Annotated in this window: 14 protein-coding genes; 8 read left to right on the top strand and 6 right to left on the bottom strand. The window is 48.5% G+C overall.

Annotated features, from left to right (window positions below):
* The first annotated feature begins 74 nt into the window (after positions 1–74).
* From BLT32_RS09670 to BLT32_RS09660, 3 genes are read left to right on the top strand one after another with little or no spacing between them, the layout of a single operon-like run.
* On the top strand, positions 75–2,126 hold the full coding sequence (locus BLT32_RS09670; RefSeq protein WP_053954132.1) for a S9 family peptidase: 2,052 nt from the start codon (positions 75–77) through the stop codon (positions 2,124–2,126).
* Entirely contained in the window at positions 2,123–2,944 is an 822-nt protein-coding gene (locus BLT32_RS09665; protein ID WP_053954131.1) for a prephenate dehydratase, read from the top strand. The genes BLT32_RS09670 and BLT32_RS09665 overlap by 4 nt, the downstream gene beginning before the upstream one ends.
* A complete protein-coding gene (locus BLT32_RS09660) occupies positions 2,944–3,594 on the top strand; it encodes an alpha/beta hydrolase (protein ID WP_053954130.1) in 651 nt (216 codons plus the stop codon). Before BLT32_RS09665 ends, BLT32_RS09660 begins: the two co-directional genes overlap by 1 nt.
* 19 nt (positions 3,595–3,613) lie before the next feature.
* Here BLT32_RS09660 and BLT32_RS09655 read toward each other — a convergent pair whose 3' ends face one another.
* Positions 3,614–4,702: an ATP-grasp domain-containing protein gene (locus tag BLT32_RS09655; RefSeq protein ID WP_053954129.1), complete on the bottom strand. Its 1,089-nt coding sequence runs from the start codon at positions 4,700–4,702 to the stop codon at positions 3,614–3,616.
* Positions 4,699–5,190, bottom strand: coding sequence for a 5-(carboxyamino)imidazole ribonucleotide mutase (gene purE / locus BLT32_RS09650; protein ID WP_053954128.1), 492 nt, complete (start codon positions 5,188–5,190; stop codon positions 4,699–4,701). Before purE ends, BLT32_RS09655 begins: the two co-directional genes overlap by 4 nt.
* Positions 5,191–5,373: 183 nt before the next feature.
* On the opposite strand from purE, the gene BLT32_RS09645 reads away from it, so the two are divergent.
* The 3 genes from BLT32_RS09645 (at position 5,374) to BLT32_RS09635 (ending at position 8,057) form a co-directional block, all read left to right on the top strand.
* The gene (locus tag BLT32_RS09645) at positions 5,374–5,919 is read left to right on the top strand and encodes a hydrolase (protein ID WP_053954127.1); all 546 of its coding nucleotides are present in this window, start codon (positions 5,374–5,376) and stop codon (positions 5,917–5,919) included.
* Between the two features lie 181 nt (positions 5,920–6,100).
* Positions 6,101–6,307 (top strand): cold-shock protein, encoded by a 207-nt coding sequence (locus BLT32_RS09640; RefSeq protein ID WP_006954095.1) that lies wholly within the window; start codon positions 6,101–6,103, stop codon positions 6,305–6,307.
* Positions 6,308–6,485: 178 nt separating this feature from the next.
* Complete coding sequence (locus tag BLT32_RS09635) at positions 6,486–8,057, top strand: methyl-accepting chemotaxis protein (RefSeq protein ID WP_053954126.1); 1,572 nt, start codon at positions 6,486–6,488, stop codon at positions 8,055–8,057.
* On the opposite strand, the gene cysE is transcribed toward BLT32_RS09635, so the two are convergent.
* The 4 genes from cysE to BLT32_RS09615 all read right to left on the bottom strand — a co-directional run bounded on the left by cysE (position 8,054) and on the right by BLT32_RS09615 (position 11,002).
* Positions 8,054–8,866, bottom strand: a complete 813-nt coding sequence (cysE, locus tag BLT32_RS09630; RefSeq protein WP_053954125.1) for a serine O-acetyltransferase — start codon at positions 8,864–8,866, stop codon at positions 8,054–8,056. The genes BLT32_RS09635 and cysE overlap by 4 nt on opposite strands.
* A 9-nt stretch (positions 8,867–8,875) precedes the next feature.
* On the bottom strand, positions 8,876–9,334 hold the full coding sequence (locus BLT32_RS09625; protein WP_053954124.1) for a DUF2489 domain-containing protein: 459 nt from the start codon (positions 9,332–9,334) through the stop codon (positions 8,876–8,878).
* Positions 9,334–9,750: a GTPase-activating protein gene (locus BLT32_RS09620; protein WP_053954123.1), complete on the bottom strand. Its 417-nt coding sequence runs from the start codon at positions 9,748–9,750 to the stop codon at positions 9,334–9,336. The genes BLT32_RS09625 and BLT32_RS09620 overlap by 1 nt, the downstream gene beginning before the upstream one ends.
* Positions 9,751–10,375: 625 nt before the next feature.
* On the bottom strand, positions 10,376–11,002 hold the full coding sequence (locus BLT32_RS09615; protein WP_053954122.1) for a c-type cytochrome: 627 nt from the start codon (positions 11,000–11,002) through the stop codon (positions 10,376–10,378).
* A 201-nt stretch (positions 11,003–11,203) separates the two neighbouring features.
* Between BLT32_RS09615 and yihA the strand changes: the two genes are divergently transcribed.
* Both yihA and BLT32_RS09605 read left to right on the top strand, forming a co-directional pair.
* The gene (yihA, locus tag BLT32_RS09610; protein WP_380298940.1) at positions 11,204–11,815 is read left to right on the top strand and encodes a ribosome biogenesis GTP-binding protein YihA/YsxC; all 612 of its coding nucleotides are present in this window, start codon (positions 11,204–11,206) and stop codon (positions 11,813–11,815) included.
* On the top strand, positions 11,805–12,749 hold the full coding sequence (locus BLT32_RS09605) for a DMT family transporter (RefSeq protein ID WP_053954120.1): 945 nt from the start codon (positions 11,805–11,807) through the stop codon (positions 12,747–12,749). Before yihA ends, BLT32_RS09605 begins: the two co-directional genes overlap by 11 nt.
* Positions 12,750–12,754 lie beyond the last annotated feature (5 nt).

Raw genomic sequence — 12,754 nt, 5'->3', positions numbered from 1 at the left:
GAACTTGAACGGAACTCTTTGCATCGCTTCGTCAGCTTGAGTAACGTAAAGCCATAACCAAAAGGAGAACAACAATGTGGTTAAAGCAATCCGTTATCGCAGGTAGCTTAGCGCTACTTTTCACTTCCGCGCCAGCTTTGGCTCAGGAAACCGCCAAAACGACCTTTCAGGCGGAAGATATTTTCCAGCTAGAATACGCCAATCAAGTCAGTATTTCACCAGACGGTAAGTACATTGCGTACATCCGCAACAGCTTCGACGACATGAAAGACAATACTCGTCGTTCATTATGGCTGATTGACACCGAAACCGGTCAACATTTACCGATTTTTGACGATGAATTTAGCTACGGTAGCCTGGCCTGGTCAAACGATGGTACCCGCCTTGCTTTTGCCTCTAACCGCTCAGAAAATAACCAAATTCATGTGCACTGGATTAAAGAGCAGCGCACCGCCAAAGTCACTCACGTAAACAATAGCCCGGGTAGCATTAGTTGGTCTAACGATGATTCTCAGTTGGCTTTCACCATGTCAGTGAATGCTGAACCGACGCCATTCGCTAAAAGCGTAAAAAAACCGAAGAAGCCGAAAGGCGCAAAGTGGTCTAAGTCGCCGATTATTGTTGAAGAAGCTTATTATCAGCGCGACGGTAAAGGCGTTCTGGAGCCGGCGCATACACAACTCTTTGTGGTTCCGGCTGAGGGCGGTACTGCACGCCAGCTGACCGATGACCCTTACCGACATGGCGGTCCACTGGCCTGGACCGAGGACGACAGCCATATCGTATTTTCCGGCAACCGCTCGGAAGACTGGGCGTATCAGGTGAATGAAAGCGACCTTTACAGCGTCAGCCTGAGCTCAAAAGAAGTGGCGCAGGTCACTGACAAACCCGGCCGTGAGTCGTCACCGCAGTTTTCTCCTGACGGCGAGCGCCTGGCATACTTACACAGCTCGAACGAGCCAGTGCCTTACCATAAGTCACAATTGTGGGTCATGGACTGGAGCGAACGCTCAGAGACAGAACTTCAAGCTGACTTTGACCGTTCTTTTAGCTCGCCACAGTGGACTGGCAATGAATCACTGGCGGTTTCATACGCCGATCAGGGGAAAACTGTTGTTGCTGATGTCACTTTAAGCAATGAACTGACAAACCGAGTGGATGACGTTTCCGGCGTTTATGTCAGCCGCCCTTATACCATGGGCTCTTTTACGGCCTCAAAAACCGGTGCTATTGCCTACACAAAAGGGTCTGAATATCGCCCCGCCGATGTCGGTTATCAGCCACAAGATGGCGAAGCGGTTCAGTTTACTCAGCTAAATGAAGACCTGCTTGGCCACCGTGAGCTGGGTGAAGTTCACGAAATTCGCTATGAGTCGCGCTACGACGGCGAAGAGATTCATGGCTGGTACATTACTCCGCCAAACTACGATGAAAACAAAGAGTACCCGTTACTGTTAGAAATACATGGTGGTCCTCACCTGTCTTACGGTCCGCATTTTGCCGCAGAACACCAACGCTATGCCGCCGAGGGCTATGTGGTGCTTTATGTAAACCATCGCGGCAGTACTTCATACGGTAAAGACTTTGCCATGCTGCTGGACGGCAACTACTCGTCACCTTATGACTTTGCTGATCACATGACTGGCATTGATTTACTCATTGATAAAGGCATTGCCGACTCAGACAACCTGTTTATTGCCGGCGGCTCTGCAGGTGGCATCGCCACAGCCTACGCAGTCGGGCTGACCAACCGCTTCAACGCCGCTGCCGCCACTAACCCGGTTATTAACTGGGTCAGCAAAGTACTGACGGCTGACAGCTCAATTGGTCAAATCACCAACCAATTCCCGGGTATGCCATGGGAAGAACTAGAGCACTATTGGCAACGCTCGCCGCTGTCTATGGTCGGTGACGTTGAAACACCGGTCATGCTGTTCACCGGCGAGAAGGATCGTCGCACACCGATATCGGAAACCGAGCAGTTCTACCAGGCATTGAAACTGCAAAAAGTAGATACAGCTATGGTTCGTGTTCCGGGCGCTTTTCACGGAGTCACGGCTCGACCTTCCAACATGATTGCCAAAATTGAGCATGCACTGGCCTGGTTCGAGCAATATAAGAAATGAAGCTAGCCACTTTAGGCCCTGCCGGCACCTTTTCGGAGGTTGCCGCGGGGCTTTTCCAGCCGGAACAAAATCACGACATTCAGTTACTGGATAACCTGGTCAGCTGCCTGGCGTCGGTTGGACGAGAATGCGACGCTGCCGTTGTCCCTATTGAAAATTTGACCGAAGGCTTCGTTTCTCCGGTCGTCGACTATTTGGTGCAACGACCCTTGCGCATTCAGGCAGAAATTCGTATTCCTGTCGGCTTCCAATGCCTCAGCAACAGCGCGAACCCTACACAGATATGGGCACAGTTTGTCGCAGCCGGACAATGTAATTCGTACTTACATAAACTAGGGCTGCCCATTATTCATACAGCCAGTAACGCCGCGTCGCTTCAAGTTCTGCTGGCGGCGGAAGAAGCGTCTGCAGCCATAGTTCCCCAACACATTAGTTGCCCGCAGACGTTGCAGGTATTGAATAACAATATCGCTGACAACCCACGCAACGAAACACGCTTCGTGGTATTATCCGCTGCGTCTGAAGAGCCGGAATACAGAAAAGACGAGCACTGGAAAAGCAGCTTGCTGCTCATTGATGACAACGACCATCCCGGCTTGCTGGTCGACAGCTTGCAGGTGTTTGCAAAGCAGCAAATTAACTTAACCTCCATAGTGTCGCGGCCGGCGGGTAGTCAGTTTGGTGACTATCATTTCTTCATCGACTTTGATGGCCACCGCAGCGAACCGGGTGTCGCTTCGGCTCTTAAAGAATTGGCCGCGATGAATAACATTCACTGGCTGGGTTCTTACCCTGCCGCAGAAATAGGAAAGCAGTAATGTCTCTGGAAGTCATAAAACACGAACCGGCAGGCACAGCCGATGCCGTTATCATTTGGTTGCATGGCCTGGGAGCCTCGGGCAATGACTTTGTCCCTATGACCGAACACTTAAAATTTGCCAACGCGCAGGTTCGCTTTTTGTTTCCTCACGCACCACAAATGCCGGTTACCATAAACCAGGGTATGGTCATGCCTGCCTGGTACGACATTACCGATATGAGCATCGACCGCCAAATAGACAGCAAACAGCTACGCGAGTCGGCGGCTAAAGTACACGCCATGATAGACGAGCAAATTGCTCAGGGCATCGACAGTAAACGCATTATTATTGCCGGGTTCTCACAGGGCGGCGCCGTAGGTTATGAAGCCGCTTTAACTTACCCGAAACCGCTGGCGGGTTTAATGGCGCACTCTACGTACTTTGCCACAGCCGACGATATTCAAATTAATGAAGCCAATGCACAACTGCCCATTTTGGTTCAGCACGGTACTCAGGACCCTGTGGTTCCGGAAGTTCTTGGCCAGAAAGCCTGTGCAATTTTGAAAGAGAAAGGGTTTTCAGTGACGTATCAAACCTACCCAATGCCGCACTCGTTGTGCTTAGAGCAGGTTCAGGATATGCAGAAATGGCTGGATGAGCGGTTCTAACCGCTCATCTAAGCAGGTATTAACTCGCTAACAGTTGCAGTTTATCGGCCCAGGTAGAGGCTAAATTCTCACCGCGCTCAAACGAATCGATCATTATATTCACGTGGCCGACTTTACGACCCGGTCGCGCATCCTTGCCATACCAATGACATTCAGCAGCTGCCGCTTCCCATAAAGCCTCCGGAATACCCGCAACGCCAATTACGTTCACCATTAAGGTGGGGGCTATCAGTAAGTCGGGCAGCGGTAAACCGGTAATGGCGCGAATGTGCAGGTTGAACTGGTCACAATTAGCGCCACTCATCGTCCAGTGCCCGGAGTTGTGAACCCGCGGAGCCACTTCGTTCACCAGCAAATGTTGGTTTTCGCCTTCACCAACGACAAAGAACTCAATCGCTAATACGCCCACGTAATCCAGCGCGTCGGTCAGCTTCTTATGATGCTCTTTGGCTAACGCCTCAAGCTCTTTAGAAAAGTGTTCTGCGCCCGCCAAACTATAAGACAAAATGCCCTGTGTATGAACATTTAAGGTCAGCGGAAAGCAGCGCTGTTCACCCTTGTGCGAACGGGCACCAACAACCGACACTTCGTCGGTAAAGTTAATCATGTCTTCAACAATGCCCGGGCGTTGCCCTGCCTCTTCAGCAACAGCAGCAATATCCTCACCCGGCTTCCAGCGCCACTGGCCCTTGCCGTCGTAGCCGCCTTTCGCCGACTTAATGACAACCGCATGGTTGCAGCCTTCTAAAATAGCCGTCAGCTCAGCCACATTCTCATAGGCTTTCCAGGCGGAAGTGGGAATATCGAGTTCATCACAAAGCGATTTTTGCGTACGACGATCAACTAAGCCGTTGAAACGCTCTGCTTTTAATAAGAACTTATCGGCCGTTTTAGCAACCAGCTCTTCGCCTAAATGCTCGTGCTCCCAGGTGGTTACATCTGCCCAGTCATTCGCCTCGGCTAACGTCATTGCCAAAGGTTGTTGGCTACCTAAAGCCATCACCTTATCCAGTCGGTCACTGTATAAGACACATTCATGCCCCTGCTGAATAACAGCTTTACCCAGCATTTGACCTAACTGCCCGTTGCCAAGGATCAAAATTTTCATTTTGGCAGCTCCAAATCTGAGTTAGCCATCACTTTCTCTTTCTGCGCTTTGCGGAATTCATGGACGCGTTTACGCACTTCGCTGTCAAAGCTGCCAATAACCTGAGCAGCCAACAAGCCCGCATTGGCCGCACCGGCGTCACCAATCGCCAGAGTACCAACAGCCACACCTTTAGGCATTTGCACAATAGACAATAAACTGTCTAAACCTTTTAACTGCTTGCTTGGAACCGGCACACCAAACACCGGAATGGCCGTATAAGCCGCCAGCATACCCGGTAAGTGAGCAGCGCCGCCGGCGCCGGCTATAACCACAGGCACTCCGTCTTGCTCGGCTTGTTCCATCGTCGACTTAAGTAAGTCCGGCGTACGATGCGCAGAAACGACCTTCGCCTGCCACTTTACGTTCAGCGATTCCAGCATTTCTGCTGCTTTTTGCATTACCGGCCAATCGGACTGGGAACCCATTAGAATCAATACCGGAGCCATGGTGTCACCTTTTATTTACTGTTTTGGATGTGCATCTGCATTTGGAAAGGCGGGAATTGTAGCTATTGGCGGGCGCGACTGCAAATTTACTGCGGATTTTTTAAGCAGGTTACGACTTTTTGCTAATCGTCTTGTTAATCCGCTAAGGTAGAATGCAATAAAACATTGCTAATGAGGTATTCCATGTTGCTTTCAGCCCAAGACTCGCTGCTTCTTATTGTCGACGCTCAGGAACGGCTGTTACCGGCCATTCACCAGCGAGACATTGTCACCTCTCGTATGCGCTGGCTGGGTGAAATTGCTATGCAGCTGGACGTACCCATTTTAATTACCGAGCAATACCCTAAAGGCCTGGGCTACACCGTCAGCTCTTTGCAGGAAATTATTGAAGCCGGTCGTGTGGTTGAGAAAACGCACTTCAGTGCATTGAAAGAGCAAACGTTTCGCGATGTTCTTAGTGAATACAATAAAAAACACATTGTCGTCATGGGTATGGAAACTCACGTTTGTGTCATGCAAACCGCCATTGATATGCAAAACGCCGGCTACCAGGTGTTTTTGCCGTCTGACACTGTTGGCTCACGACGTCCCACAGACAAAGAATGTGCGATAGAGCGCATGAGAAACTCGGGCGTTGAAATTATTACCTCCGAAATGGCGGCGTTTGAATGGCTTGAGAAGTCTGGCACCGATACTTTCCGCCACATTAGTCGTAACTGGTTAAAATAAAACAAGGTCTTGTTGACTCGGGCTGTATTAAGCGTATACTCGAAGCCGCTGAGAAAATTTCGGCTATTGATTTGAGATTATTTACGAAGTCCTTTTTGCTGTACCTCGTTTTGTAAGTCCAAGTAATACCAAGTTTTTTGAGCATTTTTGTTTTTAACATGCACTACGAGGAAATATCAGCATGTCTACTACTACTGGTAAAGTAAAATTCTTTAACGAAGCAAAAGGCTTCGGTTTCATCGAGCAAGAAAATGGCGCAGACGTATTCGTACATTTCAGCGCTATCCAAGCAGACGGTTTCAAAACTTTGGCTGAAGGCCAGCAAGTTTCTTTCACCGTTGCTCAAGGTCCTAAAGGTCCTCAAGCTGAAAACGTAGTTCCTATGTAAGGAACTCTTAGTGCACATTGTGCATTAAGCGTTTTAAAGAATTTCGAAGCGCCGCTTTTTAAGCGGCGTTTTTTTATGGAAAAAACAACTTTATTTCGGTTTTCCCTAAACTTTCCCCCCAAAAATACGATAACCTTACTAATATTGATGTTAATCAACATTTTGTTACAAGGTTGTTATGAAGAATAATGGTCCGGTCACCGGCAAAGAAAACCGCTTCCCCGATCACTATCGGTTAATTTCATCCACGGATCTCAAAGGTGTTATCACACACTGCAATGAGGACTTCGTTAATGTCAGCGGTTATACGCGAGACGAACTTATCGGTTCGCCACACAACATTCTGCGCCACCCGGATATGCCTGCCGGCGTATTTGAGCAAATGTGGAAAACCATTAAACGCGGTAAACCCTGGATGGGGCTTGTTAAAAACCGTTGTAAGAATGGCGACCACTATTGGGTCAGTGCGTATGTAACGCCCATTATGGAAGACGGAAAGCCTAAAGGGTTTGAGTCCGTTCGTGTCGCCGCATCAGACAATCGTAAAAAACGCGCGCAAGCCATTTATGATCGCTTAAACGCAGGCAAGCACGCATTACCTTTAGCACAGCGTTTATGGCTTGGCAGCAAAGACTTGATGCCCGTAGTAATACCAGGCGCCGTGGCCAGTGCCGTCATTGCCTTAATGGGACAGCCTATTTCTGCACTCATTGCGCTTGCGGCAACCGCCGTAACGACCTTTGCTTACGGCGCCTATATTGGCCGTATGCTACAAGGGCTACTCAACCTGCGCCCAGAAGCATTCGACTCTGAGCTGGTCGGTATGACCTATTTTGATATGCAGGGTCGTGAAGCAAAACTGGCAATGCAGTTGCTAAGTGAAGGCGCGCGTAATAGAACCGCACTAAGCCGCATGAAGGACGCAGTTTCAGGGCTTCTCACTATTGCAGAAGACACGCATCAGCAAGCAGCTGACAGTAAGACGCAAATTGACAAACAAACAGCATCGACCGAGCAAACGGCAACGGCAATGAACGAAATGTCCTCAGCTATTCAAGAGGTCGCCGACACCGTTGAGCGTAATGCGCAGCAAGCCGAGTCTGCTAATGCGAACGTTGAGAACAGTGTCCGTCTAGCCCGTCAGGCAAGTGATGTCATTGTCAGCTTGCACGATGCTGTTAAAGAGATTGCTCAAACAGTCCATGAGCTGGATCAGTCAACAGGGGCTATTGGCGAAGCAGCAGATTTAATTTCATCTATTGCTGACCAAACCAACCTGCTGGCGCTCAATGCCGCTATTGAAGCCGCTCGCGCTGGTGAGCACGGTCGGGGTTTCTCGGTAGTCGCCGACGAAGTACGTAACCTGGCTCAGCGCACAACGCAGTCAACAGACAGCATTCATCAGGTTATTCAACAGCTGCGCGACAAAGCCAGCAACGCAGTGTCTGTATCCAATAAAGGCGAAGAAGCCGCAGCGGACGGAGTTAACAAGGTTCGGGAAGCCGATGCCGCGTTAGGTGAAATATCAACGGCTATTCAGGAAATTTCCGATATGTCGACACAAATGGCGTCAGCCGTTGAAGAGCAAAGCGGTGTTGCTGAACACATTAGTGAACAAATCACGTCTATTGCTGACACCGCTCGCTCTACTCAGGCAACGTCAGAGCAGACTCAAAGTTCAAGCACAGAGCTGCAATCAACCATTAAGCAGCTCTACTCGCTTATTGAACGCTTTGACTTGAAGTCCTAAGAGTTATCCTGCTCTTTATGATGAGTGCGTCGCTCAGCGGCGCGCTCTGTTTCTTCCAAAAAGTCCACGTCATCGACATCAACTTCCGGAATTTCACTACACACATCCCCACCAAGCTTATTGACCGCCTGGCACAAGTCAGAAACTTTTGTATCGAGAACCTGAACATGGTCGAGCATGCGGCCAATTGCGGTCGCTACAGGGTCTGGGTTATCCGCTGAAATGGCATACGCATCGAAACCGTACTCTCTTGCCATTTTCTCACGACGTTCGCTGGTCTCTTTATCGACACCCGACTTCGCCACGCGAGCAGGAATACCAACAACCGTTGTTAACTCAGGAACATCCCGTACCACAACGGCATTCGAGCCAATTCTCGCTTGCTGTCCAACGGTTAAAGGGCCTAACACCTTTGCACCGGCACCAATAACAACACCGTCTTTCAAAGTCGGGTGTCGCTTGCCTTTATGCCAGCTGGTGCCCCCTAAAGTCACACCATGATACAAGGTCACATCGTCACCAATCTCTGCGGTTTCACCAATAACGACACCCATACCGTGATCAATGAAAAAACGGCGCCCAATTTTGGCTCCGGGATGGATTTCTATTCCGGTCAACCAGCGCGCGACGTTTGAAAGAAAACGAGCCAACCAGTAAAGCTTCCAGGTCCAGAGTTTATGGCTTATGCGGTGAAACCAAATGGCATGCAGTCCAGGATAATGGAACAGCACCTCCATTGTGTTTCGCGCAGCTGGATCACGCTCGAATACACTGGCGATGTCTTCTTTCATTCCTTTAAAAAACGCCATGCGGCCTCCTCAGGCGGCGGGAAAGTTTTTCAATAGCTTGTCGACGTCTGCAAGAATAATGTCGCGCATCGTTTTCTCATAACCTTCACGCTCATCATCAAGTTCTCGAATTTTCTTCTTAGGAAACTTATTACGGTTTTCATGCGTCGGCATATGCTTTATTTTTTCATACATGTCGTGCATCGCAGGGTAATCCTGCGAGTAGTCATATTTTACAGCTTCAGGTCTGTGATCAAGCAGCACAACAATGCGCAGACAGCCCTCAGAAAGCGGGCATTGCTCTTGCTGCATCGCTTTAGCAATCGTAATAATACTCTCATCAATCCTATCAACACGCTTTTGTACAGCCGCTTTGCGCAGGTCGTTCTGACCACGCAAGCGCAGCATGAGCGTTGCCGCATACCACCCAAGCCCGATAATAATAACGAGCCCAACTATGGCTATCACCCAAAGTAATTCACTGGACATTAGTACTCCTCATCATCCCAGTCGTCATCAAGCTCGTATCCCAGCTTGCTGATAAGTGTTTCGTAACGCTCTGATTTTTCGTCCAAATAGCGTTGATCGTCAGCGTTGAGAGTCTCTCCTTCCTCAAATCGCTCGACCAGACGTTGCAGTCGCTCGTCATTTTGCAGCTGTTGCAGCTCCTGCTCAGGCGTCATTACGAGTTCTATTTTACGGCGGCTACCAACGCGAGGATCTTTCTCATCGTCACTTTTACTGTGAGTCAGTGTATTTTTTTGACTCTCTAAGTGCCGCTGACCCGGACGCTGACCTTTACCTATCTTTTTGCCTTTTGTCGTTGGCTCACTTGGGCGTTTGTCTTTTGGCTGCTTCGAAGGCGCCAAAGGCCCTGTCTTACGTGTTTTCTTTCGGCGAGTCATTGTCGCTCCTGGTTAGGAAAACTGTCTGTATGAAGATATAGGGGTATTGTAACGCAATAATGCGTATAACGTCATTGTTGGAATAGTAATGAGGGTATAGAAAGAAAAAAGGCGATGTTTCCATCGCCTGCTTTCTCATATGATTGGCAGCGCACTGCTACTATGAGAATGGTTGTCACTGCTTCCGAGTTGTTATTGCGGTCTTCCGTAACCTGGTTTTATTGTTGTTATTATTAAATGGAGCAACCGCAAGCCTCTCGGCTATTTACTCCCTGGATTATCGATAAATGAGATGACCATTTATAAAAACGAAATCTAACTTTTCGATAATCTCCTCGACCTCTTGTTATTTTTTTGTATCGAGTCAGCTGTATTTTTACAGTCTTTTTATTATTTTCTCAAGGACTCTGTGCCAATTATTTTTGTTTTTGTCAGGCTACACCGTCCTCGAGCGTTGTTAACAATACTTGAACCAAATATTAATTCAACAACTTTCTTGATCTAAAAACCAACTTTTTTATTACTTTTTGTTAACAATGGAAAAAACAGCTTACTTCTTATGAGTTTAGTTATAAAAAAAGCGGCCGGAGCCGCTTTTAGAATGTTTATCTACTTTTTAAGAGGCTTAATACAATCCACTTAAGAATTTTGACATCAGCTCAATTTCTTCATCTGTCATCTTTTCAGCAACGCCTTGCATCATACCGTTAGGGTCATTTGCGCGTTCGCCGCTGCGGAACATTTCCAACTGAGACTTAGTGTAAGCTGCGTGCTGACCTGAAATGTCCGGGAATGCCGCTAAGCCCATTCCGTTACCACGAGGTCCGTGACAACCCGCACATGACGGGATGTTACTTTCAGGATTACCACGACGGAAGAAGTCTTCGCCTCTGGCTATTAAGTCTTCAGGCGTTTCACCTTTTGGCTCGTCTTGTGACGCGTAAAACGCGGCTAAATCGGCCATGTCCTGCTCAGACAGACTAGCAACCTGGCCCATCATTACGGCGTTATTTCGACCTTCTTCGCCGCCTGTTTCAGACGCCAGTTTAAAGTCTTTTAATTGCTTTAACAGATACTTTTCATGCTGACCGGCCAGGTGCGGGTACATATCGGTCGGAGATTCACCATTGGGCCCATGACAAGCCGCACATACCTGCGATTTCTCTTTACCAGCTTCGGCATCGCCACTTTGCGCTAATGCGATACCCGTGGTACCGAAGAAAAGTCCCAATAAGATTGCGAATTTTTTCATGTTTGCTTCTCTTCTGTTCTGGATGGCGCCATGCGCCCCAACAAATCACCTTAAACAGGTTGCTATTTTACACAAAACTTGTGTGGATTAAATGATTAATAGCTAATCTATCTGGAATTCATCGTTGGCTGACGTGCTCAGATCATTCATAATGGCGTCTGTCTTTGCTTTTTTAACCAATAAGTGACCCTATCTGTGTCGATGAAACCTTTGAACTACGCAAGCGCCAGCTTTGTTACCAGTGCGCCGGATATTACCAAGTTACCGCCTGATACGGGAATAGAGATAGCCTTTGCCGGACGCTCAAACGCCGGCAAGTCAAGCGCTCTCAACACGCTTACACGGCAGAAGTCGCTGGCAAGAACCAGTAAGACTCCGGGCCGTACGCAGCTAATTAACGTGTTTGAGCTCGATAGCGGAGAGAGACTTATCGACCTACCCGGTTATGGGTTCGCCAAAGTCCCTATGGCTGTTAAAGAGAAATGGCAAAAAGCATTGGCTGAATATCTGCAAAAGCGCGATAGCTTAAAAGGCATTGTGGTACTCATGGATATTCGCCACCCGTTCCGTGAAACTGATCAAGAGCTTATCTACTGGGCTGCGGACTGCGGCATTCCTGTACTCGCGTTGCTGACAAAAGCAGACAAATTAAAGCAAGGTGCTCGTAAATCAACCGTTCTACAAGCTCGGCAAGCCGCTATTGCCTTCAACGGAGATGTTCAGGTCGAAGCCTTTTCGTCATTAAAGCGCATTGGCGTCGAGCAGCTTGAAAACAAACTTAACGAGTGGTTTGGCAGCCAAGATGACGGATAACCAACACCCATTAAGCGCCTGGTTACTATTAGGTCTGCTGTCTCTTATTTGGGGTAGCTCATTTTTGCTGATTAAAAAGGGGCTTATCGCTTTTGGTCCAATGGAAGTCGGTGCGCTAAGAATCAGCTCGGCAGGCATTGTTTTAGCACCTTTTATTGCGAAGCGTCTGAATAAAATAACGCGTAAACACTGGTTGAAATTAGCCAGCGTTGGGTTAGTCGGTAGCTTCATACCGGCTTTCATGTTCGCAATTGCACAAACGCAACTGGCCAGCGGTGTCACCGGCGTGCTGAATGCACTAACACCTATCACCACACTGGTTATCGGTGCCCTGTTTTTTCATCAGTCTGCTCGTATAGCTCAAGTTATCGGCATTATTATTGGTTTAGGTGGCACGCTGTTGCTCATTACCGCATCCGCTGCCGGCGGCTGGAACTTTAATCTCTACGCACTGTTAGTCATGGCTGCAACCGTTTGCTATGGCCTTAACCTGAATCTGATAAAGCATAAAATAACCGACCTCGCACCACTGACAATAACCGGCATTTCATTATTAATGGCTGCGGTACCCGCAACGATTTATCTGTTTGTTGGCACGGAATTTATAGCGCAAGTTCAACAACCCGGCGCAATACTCTCTTTAGTGTCAGTATTAATTTTGGGAATTATTGGTACGGCCGGTGCCTTGGTTATCTTTAACCATGTGGTTCGTTTAACGAACACAGTATTTACCAGCTCAGTAACGTACCTTATTCCGGTTGTTGCGGTTTTGCTGGGTGTACTAGACGGTGAACCTTTCTGGCTTCAGCATGGTGTCGGCATGGCAGCCATTTTGGTTGGGGTTTGGTTTGCTAACCGAAAGGGCCGCTCCGGGCTTGCGGGGATGCCTGCGCAGGACAAAAGCAATAACAGCTCGACTAAGAAAAGCGCATAAAAAAC

This window comes from Idiomarina zobellii (genome assembly GCF_900100855.1).
Classification (GTDB): domain Bacteria; phylum Pseudomonadota; class Gammaproteobacteria; order Enterobacterales; family Alteromonadaceae; genus Idiomarina; species Idiomarina zobellii.
The sequence above is the reverse complement of the archived record's forward strand: the minus strand, read 5'-3'. Positions and strand labels throughout refer to the sequence as shown.